The organism is Mycobacterium sp. (genome assembly GCF_025933915.1).
Classification (GTDB): Bacteria; Actinomycetota; Actinomycetes; order Mycobacteriales; family Mycobacteriaceae; genus Mycobacterium.
In genome coordinates, this window is record NZ_JAICZA010000110.1 from 1 (window position 1) to 15,799 (window position 15,799).

The window sequence follows — 15,799 nt, forward strand, 5'->3', positions numbered from 1 at the left end:
ACCGCGTCGACGGCCAACCGGATGTCGGCGCCGTTCTTGCCGTAGGCCGCCGCGGGGAACAACTGCACCAGGTCGACCGCGCGGGCCACCAACTGTCCGCGGTACCCGGCGTTGATGTCCGCCGACCAGTCCGCGTAGGCGCGGGTGAGGACCAAGGTCCCGAACGACGACGCGAAGTCGAGGATCGCGCCGACGTCGACCGTCGCCCGGGCCAGGTGCTCGGAATACTGCTCGAGGCCCTTGGCTTTGTCCTTCTGAAACGAGTTTCGCCCGTGAATCTGGTCGTAGCGGGAGATCACGATGTTGTCGAAGTCGAGGTAGACGGCCACGCGGGCCGCAACCGGTTCGGTCATGCACTAGATCATTGCTCACTCGGCGGGCATTTGCCCCGACCCCGGTCGTGAGCAGGACCAAAGCGGGTACACAGCCCCCATGAGTGACATGAAATTTCTCGAGCTACATGGCGATCGCATCGCCTACCGCGACGAGGGTGACGGCGAGGTGCTGCTGCTCATCCACGGCATGGCAGGCAGTTCGGGCACCTGGCGGTCGGTCATACCGGCGTTGTCGAAGAGGTTCCGGGTCATCGCGCCCGACCTGCTCGGTCACGGCGAGTCGGCGAAGCCCCGCACCGACTACTCGCTGGGCGCGTTCGCCGTGTGGCTGCGGGATTTCCTCGACCAAGTCGGCGTCGGCCAGGCGACCGTGGTCGGTCACTCGCTCGGCGGTGGGGTCGCGATGCAATTCGTCTATCAGCACCCCGACTACGCCAAGCGGTTGATCCTGATCAGCAGCGGCGGGCTCGGTCCCGATGTGGGATGGGTGCTGCGGCTGCTTGCGGCCCCCGGAGCGGAACTGGTGCTGCCGATCATCGCGCCGACACCCGTGCTGTCCGCCGGCAACAAGCTCAGGTCCTGGTTGAGAAGCGCTGGCATTCAGTCGCCGCGCGGGGCCGAGCTGTGGAGCGCCTACTCGTCGTTGTCCGATGGTGAGACGCGGCAGTCTTTCCTGCGGACGCTCAGGTCGGTAGTCGACTACCGGGGACAGGCGGTCAGCGCGCTCAACAGACTCTCGCTACGTGAGGACTTGCCGGTCATGGCGATCTGGGGAGAGCGCGACGGCATCATCCCCGTCGGCCACGCCTACGCCGCGCACGAGGCTCGTACCGACGCGAGGCTCGAAATCCTGCCCGACGTAGGTCATTTCGCGCAGGTGGAAGCGCCGAACCAGGTGGTGGAGCTGATCGAGGACTTCATCGCCACCGAGCGCCGCGATGCGGAGACCACCCCGCTGCCCTTGTGATTCAGGTGCCCGGCGAAGCAAACCTGCTTTATGCGCGAGCCGGTCGTAAAATTGTGGCGATGCGCAACGCCGCGCGTGCCACCTTTCCGCCGGGGCCCCGGCTGCCCCGGGCGATACAGGCCGCGTTGATGCTCCACCGCGGGTCGCACTTCGTCGCCGCCTGCCGGCGTCGGTACGGCAGCGTGTTCACCCTGCGGGTCGCCTCGATCGGGACGCTCGTGTATCTGGCTGACCCGGCCGACATCAAGACGGTATTCGCCGGCGACCCCCGCGTCTTCCACGCCGGCGAGGCCAATTCGATTCTGGGCGGCTTGCTCGGCGATAGCTCCCTTCTGGTGATCGACGAAGACGTCCACCGGGATCGGCGCCGGCTGATGCTTCCGCCATTCCATCGCGACGCCGTCGCACGCCAAGCCGGACTCATGGCCGAGATCGCGGCGGAGAAGATCGCGGGGTGGCCGGTGGGCACGAGCTTCGCGGCCGCGCCCAAGATGTCGGAAATCACCCTCGAGGTGATCCTGCGGACGGTCATCGGCGCCACGGACCCGGCCCGGCTCGCCGCGCTGCGTGCGATCATGCCGAGGCTGCTCACCGTCGGCCCGTGGGCGACGCTGGCACTGGCGAAGCCGGACCTGCAGCGCTATCTCCCGTGGCGGCGGCTGCGTCGGCGAATCGCCGAAGCCGACCGTCTGCTGTACGCCGAGATCGCCGAGCGCCGCGCGGACCCACATGTGGCCCACCGCACCGACGTGCTGGCCATGCTGGTACGCGCCGACATCGACGGGCAGGCGATGTCCGACCGTGAGCTGCGGGATCAGCTGATGACGCTGCTGGTGGCCGGGCACGACACCACCGCTAACGGGTTGTCCTGGGCGCTGGAGCGGTTGACCCGCCACCCGGCCGTACTGGCCAAGGCCGTGGCCGCCGCCGAGGCCAGCGCCGCGGGCGATCCGGCCGGCGACGAATATCTCGACGCGCTGGCGAAGGAGACGTTGCGGATCCGCCCGGTGGTCTTCGACGTGGGGCGGGTGCTCACCGAACCGGCCGACGTCGCCGGATACCGGCTGCCGGCCGGGGTGACGGTGGCACCCGGAATAGGGCTGGTGCACACGAGCGCCGCGGTGTACTCGGACCCGCACCGATTCGACCCGGACCGCATGCTGGGCACCACGCTCAGCCCGACGACCTGGTTCCCGTTCGGCGGCGGCAACCGGCGCTGCCTGGGCGCGGGTTTCGCCACGGTCGAGCTGCGCGTGGTGCTGCGCGAGATCCTGCGTCGGGCCGAGCTGAGCGTCACCTCCGCCGCCGACGAGCGACAGAAGCTGAAATTCGTCGTCCTGGTGCCGCATCGCGGCGCTCGCATTCGGGTGCGGGCGATCAGAGTGATCCCCGCCGCGCTGCCAGCGGCCACGCAGGCGTCGTCTCGGTAGTTATATGCGGTAGTCCGGCAGCTCGAAATCGTCGCGCACGTCGCCCGCGAGAAGCCGTGTCATGGGGCCGAAATTCATGGTGCGCATCGCCATGCCGCGCAACCACAGCCCGAATCGGGTCCGGGTGGCGAAGAACCCGATAAACCGTGCCGCACCGGCCTGCTTGCCTTCGATGAAGGGACGCAGGCGCGCCTCGTAGGCATCGAACGCGCGCTGCTGGTCGCCCCCGGCGCGCGCGAGTTCACCGGCCAGCACGTAGGCCTCGGTGATGGCCAGGCCGGTGCCCTCACCGCCCAGCAGCGAAATGCAGCCGGCCGCATCGCCGACCAGCAGCACCCGACCCCGCGACCAGCGGTTCATGTGGATTTGGCTGACGACGTCGAAGTAGAGGTCATCGACATCGTCAAGCGCGGCCAGCATGTCGTTGGCTTCCCAGCCGCAGTCACCGAACGTGTTGCGCAGCTGCGCTTTCGGTGGCACGCCGGCGTCACCGTGTTCGGCGCGGAAGATGAACAAGAACGTGGTGCGGTCGCCGCGCAGCGCGAAGCGCGCCAATTGGCGCCCGGGTACCGCATAGGTGACGTAGGCCAGTTCGTCGCGCGGCCGGTAACCGTCGACCACGCAGGCTGCAACCTTGCAGCCCAGGTAACGCTCGAATCGTTCCTCCGGGCCGAAGACCAGACGGCGCACGTTGGAATGCAGTCCGTCGGCGCCGATCACCAGGTCGAATTCGCGCGCGCCCCCGCTGTCGAGGGTGAGCCGGACACCGTCCTCGTCCTCGTCGACGGCGGCGACGCTATCGCCGAAGACCGTTTCGACCTTGTCCTCGATGGTGGCGTAGATCGCGGCGGCCAGATCGCCGCGCGGCAGGCTGGTGAAGTCGGTGCCCAGGAGCCGGCGAAAGGCGTTCACGTCCACGTCCGCCTTGACCTCGCCGCGCGAGCCGACCGAACGAAGCCGTTCCATCTCGTATCCGGCGGCCCGGATCGGCTCCTCGATGCCCATGCGCTGGGTCACCTGGTAGCCGACTCCCCAGAAGTCGATCATGTAGCCGCCGGTGCGGAATTGCGGCGCCTGCTCGATCAGCGTCGGCGTGTGGCCGGTGCGATGCAGCCAGTGGGCGAGTGCCGCCCCGGCCACACCGGCACCGCTGATGGCGATTCTCATGACGCGACGGGGCGGCTGCCTCGATAGTCGACCTGCCAGTGCTTGATGCCGTTGATGAACGACGACCGCAGCCGCTGCGGGTCCCCCACCGGGGTCAGGTCGGGCAGGTGATCGGCGAGCGCATTGAACATCAGGTCGATCGTCATGCGGGCCAGGTTGGCGCCGATGCAGTAGTGCGCCCCGGTGCCACCGAAACCGACGTGCGGGTTGGGGCTGCGCAAGATGTCGAAGGTGAACGGGTCGTCGAAGACCTCTTCGTCGAAGTTGGCCGAGCGGTAGAACAGCACTACCCGCTGTCCCTTCTCGATGGTCGCGCCACCGAGATCGGTGTCCCGGCACGCGGTGCGCTGGAACGCCGTGATCGGTGTGGCCCAACGGATTATCTCGTCGGCCGCGGTCTTGGGTCGCTGCGCCTTGAACAACTCCCACTGGTCCGGATAGTCGGTGAAGGCCATCATTCCCTGCGTGATCGAGTTGCGAGTCGTCTCGTTTCCGGCGACGGCCAGCGTGACCACGAACATGCCGAACTCCGCCTCCGACAGACGCTGGCCGTCGGCGTCGGCCTGGATCAGCGTGGTGACAATGTCCGGATTTTCTGGGCCGGGCTCCTCGGCCTTGCGGGCCGCCAATTGCATGGCGTACCACATCAATTCGCCCGCCGAAGTCAGCGCGTCGTTGCCGGCGAACTCCGGGTCGTCGCTGCCGATCATGTTGTTCGTCCAGTCGAACAGCTTGTCGTAGTCCTCGTGCGGAACCCCGAGCAGCGCGGAGATGGCCTGCAGCGGCAACTCGCAGGCCACCTGACGGACGAAGTCGCCCGACCCCGCGGCCGCCGCGTCGGTCACGATGCGCCGCGCGCGCTCGGAAAGTTCGGCCCGCAGCCGCTCGACCGCACGCGGCGTGAAGGCCCGCGAGACGATCTTGCGCAACCGGCTGTGCTCGGGATCGTCCATCATGATCATCGACGCCCGGCCCGCCTCAATCTGCCCGGCCGCCAAGTCTTCCCGGTAACGCGGGACGATCGACTTCGCGGCCGACGAGAACACGTCGCTGCGCAGCGAGACGTCGCGAATGTCGCGGTGCTTGGTCACCACCCAGTAGCCGCCGTCACCGAACCCGCCCTGCCCCGGCGCCTGCTCGTTCCACCAGACCGGTTCGGTGGCGCGCAGTTCGGCGAACTCCCGCACCGGCAACCGGTGGGCATAGATGTCGGGATCGGTGAAATCAAAGCCCGGCGGAAGGTTCGGTGTGGCCATGGGATTGCTCCTCGGCTGTGGCTACGGACCGGGGCGGTCAGCAAGATGGTAGCCGCGTGCGTGCGCGATCGGTAGCAAAGCGGTGCGCCGCGCGTCAGCGCGGGGCGGGGCCGGCCGTCTGGACGCGTTCGCGTCCACCGAGATTGGTGGCGGCGGTGATGACGGCCCGCTCGATCTGGCGAAGGGCGTGCACCGCGGTGAGGAATCGCCGGGTGTCGGGCCGTGATTCGCCGCCCTGACCGTCGCCGTCGCGTTGCCGGGCCAGGGTTTCGGCGGCGTCGAGCTCGTCGGCCGCCGAGACCAGGGTCGGTGCGTGACCACCATCGATGGCCTCCTGCAACGCCTCGATGTTGCGTCGCGTCTGGGCGGCGGCCGCCGAAAAGGCCTGGGCGAGCGGCGGTGAACCGACCGGGTCCTGATACTGCTCGCTGCTGCGCGCCAGGCTGCGGCCGTACTGGTCGCACGCGGTGAAAATCCGCAGGGCGCGGCGGATGCTGCGTCGGCCCGCGAGCCCGGCGACGCCCGCCAGGTGTGGCTTGGCGGTGACCCGGAACTGCTGCAGATCCCGATCGACCCGGCGCGCCAATTCGGACGGGCTGGCGCCCTCGTCCTCACCGAACATGGTCGCGGTGCAGACCTCGATCAGCTCAGACAGGCTCGTCAGGAAGGCGCGGGTGTCGGTGCGGATCGCGGTTCGGGTGTTCGTCGGCAACACCACGATGGCCACGGTCGCTCCGATGACGGCACCGATCGCGGTCTCTTCGATCCGCAGCATCAGCACGCCGAAGGAGAACTGGCCGAGCAGGCCGTACAGCAGCGCCAGCATCGTGGTGATCCAGAAGGTCATCAGGCTGTAGGTGACCGTCATGAAGTAGAAGGCGCAGAACAGGCACGCGAAGATTCCGGCCAGCGCGGCCGCTTGGTGGCCGGTCAGCAGCGTGGCCACCAGCACGCCGGCGGGGACGCCGAGCAGGGTGCCGAGCAGGCGCTGCCAGCCCTTGGTCAGGGTTTCGCCCCAGGAGTTGGTGCCGGCGAAAATGACGAACGCGGCGATCACCGCCCAATACCAGCGGGCCGGCGAGACCAACTCCCCGGCGATGATGGCCAGCGATGCGGCGACGGACACCTGGATCGCTTGCCGGGTGGTCGGCAGCAGCCCGCCGGGGTGGTCCTCTTCGGCCGTCTCCTCCGGCGCGGCGCGCTCGGCCGTCGGTGGGCGCTCGCCGTCGGCGTCATCGAGGGGGGCGCCGGTGGACATTCGGTCGACGATCGCCCGCACGTCGGACGTTGCTCCCGCGGCGTTGATGATCGCCAGGGCGAGGCGGCGGACGGCGGTGCCGCCCGGGTCCTCATCGGCCGCCGGGGCTCCCGCGGTGCCGCGCTGCTCGTCCAGCAGCCGTTGCGCGTGGCCGGCGGCGCGGCGCAGCCCTTCGGGTTCGGGCAGGCGGATCGCCCGCGCCAGCTGGGACAGCGCGTCCACGAGGGCGACCCGAGTGGGGGCGGGGATGGCTTCCGGGGTCTCGCCCGCCACGGCGGCGGCACGGCGGCCGGCGGTGGCGACCCATTCGATGGCCAGCTCGGCGTCCAGCAGCCACGGCGCCAGCTGCTCGGCGGTGACGCCGGGCCACAGCGCGCCCGGATCGGCATTGTCCTCGATCTGGCTTTGCACCTGCAGGGCGGTCTCGTTGAGCCGGACGGTGCGCGCCCGCATGCGGCGCCGCCGCCGTTCGTCGAGGCGGCCCGTCCGCACCGCTTCGGCGGTGGTGTCGACGACGATCGCCATCCGCGCCCGCAGCGCCCGGATGGTGGCGCGCAGCACCCGCTCGGGCCGGTCGGGCAGCACGTAGGTGGTCATCACGTAGGTGCACACCGCGCCCACCGCGACCGCGCCGATCATCCAGGGCAGCTCCGAGACTCGGGCCCGCAGATACAGGGTGAAGAAGTACGACATGAACGCGACCATCCCCAGCGCCCTGCCGCGCGCCCCGAAGCGGCGGATGTAGGCGGCGGTGAACACGATCACCACGAAGACGGCATCGCTGGCCACCACCTGCGGCGCCAGCAGCGCGGCGGCGGTGATGGCCACCGCGGCGGGGACGGGCAACAGCGCCATGGTGATTCGTTGCCGGCGGGGGTTGGGCTCGTTGACGGATCGCGACGCGACCATGGTGATGACGACGCCCAGCAGCGCGACCGTCAGGGGTTGTCCCGTCGCCCTGGTCAGGACGAAGAGGACCACCAGTGAGAGACCCAGCGCGGCCGTCGTCCGGGTCGCCATCCGCAGCCGCAGCAAGCCAGGATCGGAGCCGATCACCCAGTTGCGGGCGCGGTCGTAGCCAGCGGTGATCGGGGACCCCCTCGTCTCCGCGAGCAGACGCGGAATCGCGCTCTCAGGCCGACTTGCGTGCGGTTCTGTGTCTGCTCGCTGCCGGGACATACCTGACCAAGCTAGTCTTCGACATCGTGACTCCGCCGACGCGCGCGAAGCTGTCTGACGGTCGTGACCTGCTGTTCTTCTCGCTGCCCGGGCATCGTCCCGCGCCGGTCGAGGATCGCCGGCCGCTGCCGGCGCGTGCTACTGATTCCACTGCGCAGTCGCAATTGCGGTTCGACCGGACTACCGGGCAGTGGGTGATCATCGCGGCGCTGCGCCAGGACCGCACCTACAAGCCACCGCCGGAGGCGTGCCCGCTGTGTCCGGGCCCGACCGGGCTGACCAGTGAGGTACCCGCCCCGGACTACGACGTGGTCGTCTTCGAGAACCGCTTTCCCAGCCTGTCCGGCGCCGCGGCGCCGCTCCCCGACCCCGGCGACGTCGACGGCTTCGTGTCCGCCCCGGCGGATGGCCGCTGCGAGGTGATCTGTTTTTCGGCCGACCACACCGGATCCTTCGCCGAGTTGACGCCGCCGCACGCGCGGCTGGTGGTCGAGGCATGGCGGCACCGCACGGCCGACCTGCTGGACACACCGGGCATCGAGCAGGTGTTCTGCTTCGAGAACCGCGGCGAGGAAATCGGGGTCACGCTGACCCATCCACACGGTCAGATCTACGGCTATCCCTATCTGACGCCGCGCACGGCCGCCATGCTGGAACAGGCTCGCACACACCGAAAGCGCCATGGCGACAACCTGTTCGGTGATCTGCTGGCCCACGAGGTCGCCGACGGCAGTCGCATCGTCGCGCGTAATGACTTGTTCACCGCGTTCGTGCCGTTCGCAGCGCGCTGGCCGGTCGAGGTGCACATCTATCCGAACAGGTTCGTGCCCAACGTGATAGGCCTCGACGAGGACGAAGTGGATGGGTTCGTAGCTGTCTATCTCGACGTGCTGAAGCGTTTCGACCGGATGTATTCCGCACCGCTGCCCTACATTTCGGCGGTGCACCAGTATTCCGGCACCGGAGCTCAGGCGGAGGGATACTTTCACATCGAATTGATGTCCATCCGGCGCAGCGCCACCAAGCTCAAGTACCTGGCGGCCTCCGAATCGGCGATGGACGCCTTCATCGGCGACGTCACCCCCGAAAGCGTGGCCCAGCGGTTGCGAGAACTGCAGTGACGGTGTGCTACGCCGCGCCGGGGCGGATCAACCTGATCGGCGAGCACACCGACTACAACCTGGGTTTCTCGCTGCCGATCGCATTGCCGCAGCGCACGGTGGCGACTTTCGCGCCGGCCCACGACGATGCGATCACCGTGGTCAGCGATCGCGCGGACGCCCCGGTGCGCATTCCGCTCGGCACCGCTCCGGGGGAGGTGACCGGCTGGGCGGCCTATGTGGCCGGGGTGATGTGGGCGCTGCGCGGAGGTGGCCACCCGGTGCCCGGCGGCGCGATGTCGATCACCAGCGAGGTGGAAATGGGCTCGGGCCTGTCGTCGTCGGCGGCGCTGGAATGCGCGGCGCTGGGCGCGATCGTATCGGCCGCCGGTGTGCGCATCGACCCCAGAGAGCGGGCACGGCTCGCACAGCGGGCCGAAAACGAGTATGTCGGTGCGCCAACGGGTTTGCTCGACCAGCTCGCCTCGCTGTTCGGCCGGCCCGCGACCGCGGTGCTGATCGACTTCTCCGATCTGGCCGTCACGCCGGTGGCTTTCGACCCGGACGGCGCCGGCGTTGCCCTGCTGCTGATCGACTCCCGGGAGCGCCACAGTCATGCCGGCGGTGACTACGCGGCCAGGCGCCTGTCCTGCGAGCGGGCGGCCGCCGATCTGGCGGCGTCGTCACTGCGTGAGGTGGGCGATCGCGGGCCCGCCGACTTGGCCGCCGTGCGGGACCCGGTCGACGCCCGTCGCGCCCGCCACGTGCTCACCGAAAACCAGCGGGTCATCGATTATGTTGCGGCGCTAGGTGATTCGGACTATTCCGAAGCAGGTCGGATTTTCACCGCGTCGCACGCCTCCATGCGTGAGGACTTCGAGATCACCACCGAACGCATCGACCTGATCGCGGACACCGCGGTGCGGGCGGGTGCGCTCGGGGCGCGGATGACCGGCGGTGGATTCGGCGGCTGTGTGATCGCGCTGGTGCCGGTCGAGCGCACGGGACTGGTCGGCGAGGCCGTGCGGCGGGCCGTGGCCGATGCCGGTTTCGAGCAACCCCTCGTCACCCGGACCCGCGCAGCCGCGGGCGCGGGCCCGTGCGGGTGAGCGAGCCCAAACTTACTCGTCCGGCAATTTTGTTGATTCCGCGGTGACCACCGGTCAGAAACTGTAACCTCACGCCGATGGGGGTAGCTCTCTCCTGCATGCGCAGTCCCAGTTTTCCTGTACGGGCAGCAGCGGTCCACCTGAGGTCGCGAATGCCCTGCGCCGCCAGCCCGATTGCCCTCGACGCGAAACGTTCGCCGTGTCCTGGAAACTAGACGGCCTGGCCGCGACGATCGAGCGGGATCTGGCCGGCGCCATACCGCTGTGCGTGGGCTGGTTCCGTTTCTACTTCGAGGGACAGCGCTGGGTGTGGTCCGACCAGGTCCAGCGCATGCACGGTTACCAACCCGGGACCGTGACACCGACCACCGAGCTGGTGCTGTCGCACAAACATCCGGCCGACCGCCCTAAGGTCGCGGACGGCATCAACGACATGATCAGGCGTCGTCAGGCGTTCAGCACGCGGCATCGCATCGTGGACACCGACGGCCTCATCCACCACGTCATCGTGGTGGGCGATCGATTCTGCGACGACAACGACGAGGTCATCGGGACCCACGGCTTCTACATCGAAGTCATACCGGCACCCACCCACAGCCGCGAGGAATCCATCACCGCCAAGGTCTCCGAGATCGCCGGGCGTCGCGGCGTGATCGACCGCACCAAAGGGATGCTGATGCTGGTTTACGGCATCGACGAGGACGCCGCGTTCACCATGCTCAAAATGCTGTCCCAATCGGGAAACATCAAGGTCGGGCTGCTCGCCCGGCGCATCGCCGAAGACTTCTCGGCGCTGGGCAAGGAAGTGATCACCGCGCGGTCGCGATTCGACCAGCGCCTGCGTGCCCTCGTGCAGCTGCACGCGCCCAGCGGCGGTGGTCACCCGGACGGCGGGAGCGGCTGAGCGCGCTATTCGGCCGCACTCAATCGCACCGCCCCCAGGTGGAGCCGGTCGACCGCCTCGGCGAACTCGTCGCGTGTCGGTATGCGGTGATCGCGGAACTTCAATCCGATCATGCGCTGTGCGCGCGCCACGCCATAGGACTCGGCGGCGCGCGACAAGAGATCCGAAACGACGGCCCGGTCGCGGATGAGCTCGCCGCGCATCGCCGTCGTCTTGCCGTCGTACACGACTTGGGCGGCGCCGCCGTCGCGGAAGTTCTGCTTCCATGGCGCACCGGTCAGCGCGTAAAGCTGATCGTCAATCAGGTGTGCGCTCAACGGAATTGAATACGGACGCCCCGTCTTGCGCCCGGTGAAACTCAACACCATGAATTGCTTGCGCGCGGCGCCGGCGAACGGACTGCGCAGCAGAAACCCCATCACCGGGTTGACGAGGCGCAAGAGCGCCGATGGTGGATGCCCGGTATCGACCGCATACGGCTGCTCCGTCATGCGTTCACCGTAGAGCCATCCGGCGCTGCGGTGAACCTTTCATCCGGTGATGGTGGTCTTTTCGTCGATGACGCTGGTCGCGTCCATCAGCGGGCCCTGATCGCTCTCCAGGCCATCGGCGTTGAGCTGGAGCACATAGACCGCCCCCTGGCTGGGGATCACCACCGTTTTCTGCGCGATGACACGGGTTTTGCCGCCCCTTCGGTAGGTGCCGCCCAGCTGCCAGGCCTGGAAACCGGCGAGCGTGGACGCGGAACCATCACCGCCGCCCTCGTACCCGGGCAGATTCTGCACCTCGCCCGGGGCGTATTCGATGACCTTCGCGGGGTCGACGTCGCCGGTGAGCTTGGAGAACAGCGCCGAGACGGTGGGCGGATCGGCGGGATTGGCGGGGTGCGTTTGCACGATGGCGCCATAGGAGGCGCCCGAGCCCTGGTTGAGCTGCCAGCCCGGGGGCACCGGCAGGTCGACGTTCGGGCCGGGATCGCCGTGGTGGATTGGCGTCTCGGAGATGTGGTTGTCCTTGACGTAGTCGGCGATGGTGTACTTGGCCTTCGCCGCCGGCGCCGTGCTGGTTTGCGACGAGGTTGACGCCGAGGTCGTCGACGTCGGGGTCGATGTGGATGTTTTGTCACCGGATTTCTGGTCGTGGCCGCAACCGACAAGCGCCAAACTCAGCGCCACGCAAATGGTTGCTAGAGTCAAATGTTTCATTAATCCAGGCTCCCGAAAATTGGGCCGATACCAGCGCCAGCCACGCTGAATGACAGTAGCCGAAATGGCGTGCAAGTTTGCCGGTATTTCTTGGGTCTTTTGCTGGCCACTTGGCTGCCTGCAGTCGCTATTCAATTCATGGGCGAAAACGCCACCGCAATGCGGCGCTTTACGGTCGTTGTCCAGTAAGAGACAGGTATGCGGTCACGAAGGGCATTGATTGCGGTCATCGCGGCGTCAGCCGTCTTCCTGACCTTCATCGCCGCGGCCCCGCCGAAGGGGTATGACGGCCCGCCCGTGTTCGTGGCCAATCCGGTCGATCACGTTGCGACGCTCATCGGCACCGGCACGGGCGGTGAGACGGTGGGAGAGATCAACAACTTCCCCGGCGCCACCGTGCCGTTCGGGATGGTGCAGTACTCGCCGGACACGGTCGGCAACTACGCCGGCTATAACTACGACAACCCCCGCGCGAGCGGGTTCAGCATGACCCACGCGTCGGTGGGATGCGCTGCGTTCGGCGACATCTCGATGCTGCCGACCACCAGCGGGATCGGCCTGCAACCCTGGAACGCGTGGGAAAAGATCGCCCACGACGACACCGAGCAGGGTGAGCCCGGCTATTACACGGTGCGGTTCCCCGGCACCGGGGTGAAGGCGGAGCTGACCGCCACCGCGCACACGGGTGTCGGGCGATTCAGCTACCCGGACAACGGCCGGACCGCCCGGCTGCAGGTGCGCTCGGGTTCGTCGCTGGCGGGCAACTCCCGCGCGACCATCGAGATCGGGCAGGACGACACCACGATCACCGGCTGGGCCACCAGCGGTGGGTTCTGCGACAAGCCGAACGCCTACACGGTGTATTTCGCCATGAAGTTCAGCCGGCCCTTCACCGCGTACGGATCCTGGGATGGCCAGACGGTGTACGCCGGGGCCCGCGCCGCGAATGCGCCGTACAGCGGTGGCTACGTGGAGTTTCCGGCCGGTTCGGTGCTCGAGGTGCGGACCGCGATCTCCTACGTCGGGATCGAGGGCGCGCGGGCGAACCTGGCGGCCGAGGGCGCGGCGAGCTTCGACGACGTTCGCGCCGCCGCATCGAGGGAATGGAACGCCGCCCTGTCCCGGATAACGGTGGCCGGCAGGGACGCCGACGACCTGACGACCTTCTACACCTCGCTGTACCGAACCCTGCTGCACCCCAACACCTTCAACGACGCCGACGGGCGCTACGTCGGGTTCGACGGCGGCATCCACACCGTGGCCGCGGGCCACACGCAGTACGCCAACTTCTCCGACTGGGATACCTACCGGTGCCTGGCGGCGCTGCAGGCGTTGCTGTTCCCGGAGCGGGCCAGCGACATGGCCCAGTCCCTGGTGAACGACGCCGATCAAAGCGGTTCGCTGCCGCGCTGGGCGTTCGCGAACGCCGCGACCGGCGAGATGACGGGGGACAGCGTCGTGCCGCTGATCGTCAACCTGAACACCTTCGGAGCCAAGGACTTCGACGTGCATGCCGCGCTGCGCTACATGGTCGACGGGGCCACCAAAGGTGGGGTGGGGCTGGCCGGATACGTGGAGCGGCCCGGCATCGCCACCTACCTGCGGCTCGGTTACGCCCCGTTCACCTTGGAGTTCGGCCGCAACGGCTGGATCGCCAACGCGTCGATCACGCTCGAGTGGTCGATCGACGACTTCACCATCTCCAGATTCGCCGACTCGCTCGGCGACGGGGCGACCGCCGCCGAATTCGGAAATCGAGCGCAGTACTGGCAGAACCTGTTCAATCCGACCACCCGATCCGTGGTGCCCCGCAGCTGGAGCGGATTCTTCCGCCCCGGCCCCGCGTTCGTCGTGGCACCGGAGAACTTCGGCCAGGTCGGGTACGACGAGGGCAACGCCGACCAGTACGTGTGGTCGGTGCCGCACAATGTCGCGGGCCTGGTGACCGCTCTGGGCGGCCGCGGGGCCGTGGCCGAGCGGCTCGACCGCTTCACCGAGAAGCTCAACGTCGGCCCCAACCGCCCCTATCTGTGGGCCGGCAACGAGCCGAGCTTCGGTGTGCCGTGGCTCTACAACTACATCGGTCAACCGTGGAAGACGCAGCGCACGGTCGACCGGGTGCGCGGGCTCTTCGCGCCGACGGCCGACGGGGAGCCGGGCAACGACGACCTGGGCGCGCTGGCCGCCTGGTACGTGTGGGCGGCGCTGGGCCTGTATCCGGCCACCCCGGGAACCCCGATCCTGACCGTCGGCGCACCGCTTTTCGACCGCGCCGAAATCGCGCTGCCGGATAGCAAGTCCATCCGGATCTCCGCCCCGGGCGCGTCCGGACCGCAGCACCTCAAGTACGTCAGCGGCCTGAAGATCGACGGCCAGGCCAGCGGGCGCACGTCGCTGCCGGAGTCGATCATCGCTACCGGCGGTACGCTGGCGTTCTCCCTCGCCGCCTACCCCGACAAGCGTTGGGGCACAGCCGAAGCGGACGCGCCGCCGTCGTTCGGGGCGGGCAGTTCGGCGCTGACCGCCAACGTTGCCCAACCCGTCGTCACCATCGCGCCCGGGCAGACGGGCACGGTCACCCTCGACGCGCAACGCATGATCGGCGGCACCGACGGTTACACGGTCTCCGGTACGTCCTCCGATGCCGGGATCACCGTCAAGCCCGCGTCCGGCCAATTCGACGCCGGCGGAGCGGCCAGCGTCGCCATCCCGATCACGGTGGCGCAGTCGGTGCCCGAGGACTACTACCTCGTGTATTTGACCACCACGGCCGGCCAAACTGTACGCAGGTCAACGGTTTTCGTGGTCACGCAGGCCGAATCGGGCAACACCTGAGCGGGATCGGTCAGATCATCTCGTTGGCGGTCAACCACCGCATCACCGGCCACCCGACGAAAACCGGTAGCCAGCAGGTCAGCATCCGATACAGCAGCACCGACGGCACACCGATGGCGGCCGGCACGCCGAAGGCGGCCAGGCCACCGATCAGCGCCGCCTCGACGGCGCCGACGCCGCCGGGGGTCGGGGCGGCCGACGCCAGCGTCCCGCCGACCATCGTGACCACGGTGACGGCGACGAATGTCGTGCCGCCGCCGAAAGCCTCGATGCTGGCCCACAGCGCCAGCGCCGCGCCCAGGGTGGTGCCGACACAGCCCAGCAGGATCAGGGCCAGCCGGCGCGGCTCGCGGGCGAGCTTCACCAGGTCGCTGACGACCTCGTTCAGCTTCGGGCGCACCTCGGTGGACAGCCACCTGCGCAGCGTGGGCACGAACAAGAAGGTGCCGATGATGCCCAGCGCCACACCCGCGATCAGATACAGCAATGTCGCACTCGGCACGAAATGCGAGAGATTCATCGAGGCGCCGGCCGCGGCGCTGAACAAGATCAGCAGTGCGAGATGCGCGATCACCTGTACCGACTGCTGCAGCGCCACCGCCGCGGTCGCGCGCATCGCCGACAAGCCGCTCTTCTGCAAGAACCGGGTGGACAGCGCCAGTCCACCGACACCGGCGGGGGTGGTGGTCGCGGCAAAAGTGTTGGCCACCTGCGCGATTGACAGCGTCCAGAAGTTCACCATGCCATCGGCGCAGGCCCACAACGCGGCGGCCGCACCGACGTAGGTCAACGCCGACACCAGTAAGCCCAGCAGCGCCCACGACCAGTTCGCCGTCCTCAGCTCGGAGAAGAACGTCGGCGCCGTGCTGATGAAGGGATATGCGACATAGACCAGCGCACCGAACAGCACCAGCTGAATCAACTGGCTGCGGGTGAACCGGGTGATGGTCTGGGACTTGATCTGATCGGCGCCGGTTTGACGCTTCACCTCCGCGCGCGCGCCGGAGATGACGGCCCCGGAGTCCGGCACCGATCGCCGAATGAACTTCGGCAC

The 15,799-nt window shown here is 68.2% G+C and carries 13 protein-coding genes; 6 read left to right on the forward strand and 7 right to left on the reverse strand.

Translation table 11 applies throughout. From position 1 onward, the window contains the following. Positions 1–353 (reverse strand): NYN domain-containing protein (locus Q0W90_RS16925; RefSeq protein ID WP_297775334.1); only part of this gene is annotated, 353 nt, incomplete at its 3' end. Between the two features lie 79 nt (positions 354–432). On the opposite strand from Q0W90_RS16925, the gene Q0W90_RS16930 reads away from it, so the two are divergent. Both Q0W90_RS16930 and Q0W90_RS16935 read left to right on the forward strand, forming a co-directional pair. Next, positions 433–1,302 carry an alpha/beta fold hydrolase gene (locus tag Q0W90_RS16930; RefSeq protein WP_297597635.1) on the forward strand — a complete coding sequence of 290 codons (870 nt, stop codon included), beginning with the start codon at positions 433–435 and terminating at the stop codon, positions 1,300–1,302. Positions 1,303–1,361: 59 nt separating this feature from the next. Continuing rightward, complete coding sequence (locus Q0W90_RS16935; protein WP_297698993.1) at positions 1,362–2,732, forward strand: cytochrome P450; 1,371 nt, start codon at positions 1,362–1,364, stop codon at positions 2,730–2,732. Here Q0W90_RS16935 and Q0W90_RS16940 read toward each other — a convergent pair whose 3' ends face one another. From Q0W90_RS16940 to Q0W90_RS16950, 3 genes are all read right to left on the reverse strand, one after another. Next, positions 2,733–3,899 carry an FAD-binding domain gene (locus tag Q0W90_RS16940; protein WP_297698991.1) on the reverse strand — a complete coding sequence of 389 codons (1,167 nt, stop codon included), beginning with the start codon at positions 3,897–3,899 and terminating at the stop codon, positions 2,733–2,735. Continuing rightward, the gene (locus Q0W90_RS16945; protein WP_297596598.1) at positions 3,896–5,155 is read right to left on the reverse strand and encodes a cytochrome P450; all 1,260 of its coding nucleotides are present in this window, start codon (positions 5,153–5,155) and stop codon (positions 3,896–3,898) included. The genes Q0W90_RS16940 and Q0W90_RS16945 overlap by 4 nt, the downstream gene beginning before the upstream one ends. Positions 5,156–5,249: 94 nt before the next feature. After that, positions 5,250–7,469, reverse strand: a complete 2,220-nt coding sequence (locus Q0W90_RS16950) for an FUSC family protein (protein ID WP_297775336.1) — start codon at positions 7,467–7,469, stop codon at positions 5,250–5,252. A 149-nt stretch (positions 7,470–7,618) separates the two neighbouring features. Here Q0W90_RS16950 and galT point away from each other — a divergent pair, with 149 nt between their 5' ends. The 3 genes from galT to Q0W90_RS16965 all read left to right on the forward strand — a co-directional run bounded on the left by galT (position 7,619) and on the right by Q0W90_RS16965 (position 10,705). Continuing rightward, positions 7,619–8,713 carry a galactose-1-phosphate uridylyltransferase gene (gene galT, locus Q0W90_RS16955; protein ID WP_297698989.1) on the forward strand — a complete coding sequence of 365 codons (1,095 nt, stop codon included), beginning with the start codon at positions 7,619–7,621 and terminating at the stop codon, positions 8,711–8,713. Beyond that, positions 8,710–9,801 (forward strand): galactokinase, encoded by a 1,092-nt coding sequence (locus Q0W90_RS16960; RefSeq protein WP_297775338.1) that lies wholly within the window; start codon positions 8,710–8,712, stop codon positions 9,799–9,801. Before galT ends, Q0W90_RS16960 begins: the two co-directional genes overlap by 4 nt. A gap of 199 nt (positions 9,802–10,000) precedes the next feature. Beyond that, positions 10,001–10,705, forward strand: coding sequence for a PAS and ANTAR domain-containing protein (locus tag Q0W90_RS16965; protein ID WP_297775340.1), 705 nt, complete (start codon positions 10,001–10,003; stop codon positions 10,703–10,705). Between the two features lie 5 nt (positions 10,706–10,710). On the opposite strand, the gene Q0W90_RS16970 is transcribed toward Q0W90_RS16965, so the two are convergent. Together Q0W90_RS16970 and Q0W90_RS16975 are read right to left on the reverse strand one after the other, a co-directional pair. Beyond that, a complete protein-coding gene (locus Q0W90_RS16970) occupies positions 10,711–11,196 on the reverse strand; it encodes a hypothetical protein (RefSeq protein ID WP_297596590.1) in 486 nt (161 codons plus the stop codon). A 39-nt stretch (positions 11,197–11,235) separates the two neighbouring features. Next, positions 11,236–11,910, reverse strand: a complete 675-nt coding sequence (locus Q0W90_RS16975; RefSeq protein WP_297698987.1) for an LpqN/LpqT family lipoprotein — start codon at positions 11,908–11,910, stop codon at positions 11,236–11,238. Positions 11,911–12,108: 198 nt separating this feature from the next. Between Q0W90_RS16975 and Q0W90_RS16980 the strand changes: the two genes are divergently transcribed. Next, entirely contained in the window at positions 12,109–14,745 is a 2,637-nt protein-coding gene (locus Q0W90_RS16980; RefSeq protein WP_297596586.1) for a GH92 family glycosyl hydrolase, read from the forward strand. A 10-nt stretch (positions 14,746–14,755) separates the two neighbouring features. On the opposite strand, the gene Q0W90_RS16985 is transcribed toward Q0W90_RS16980, so the two are convergent. Further along, positions 14,756–15,799, reverse strand: a 1,044-nt coding sequence (locus tag Q0W90_RS16985; RefSeq protein ID WP_297775342.1) for a lysylphosphatidylglycerol synthase transmembrane domain-containing protein, incomplete at its 5' end; no start/stop codon positions are given.

What these genes read in the sequence shown, in the direction of transcription:
- Q0W90_RS16945 (WP_297596598.1), bottom strand. Translation starts at nt 5,155, where the DNA reads ATGGCCACACCGAACCTTCCGCCGGGCTTTGATTTCACCGATCCCGAC.
- Q0W90_RS16935 (WP_297698993.1), top strand. Translation starts at nt 1,362, where the DNA reads ATGCGCAACGCCGCGCGTGCCACCTTTCCGCCGGGGCCCCGGCTGCCC.
- Q0W90_RS16930 (WP_297597635.1), top strand. Translation starts at nt 433, where the DNA reads ATGAGTGACATGAAATTTCTCGAGCTACATGGCGATCGCATCGCCTAC.
- Q0W90_RS16980 (WP_297596586.1), top strand. Translation starts at nt 12,109, where the DNA reads ATGCGGTCACGAAGGGCATTGATTGCGGTCATCGCGGCGTCAGCCGTC.
- Q0W90_RS16970 (WP_297596590.1), bottom strand. Translation starts at nt 11,196, where the DNA reads ATGACGGAGCAGCCGTATGCGGTCGATACCGGGCATCCACCATCGGCG.
- Q0W90_RS16940 (WP_297698991.1), bottom strand. Translation starts at nt 3,899, where the DNA reads ATGAGAATCGCCATCAGCGGTGCCGGTGTGGCCGGGGCGGCACTCGCC.
- Q0W90_RS16975 (WP_297698987.1), bottom strand. Translation starts at nt 11,910, where the DNA reads ATGAAACATTTGACTCTAGCAACCATTTGCGTGGCGCTGAGTTTGGCG.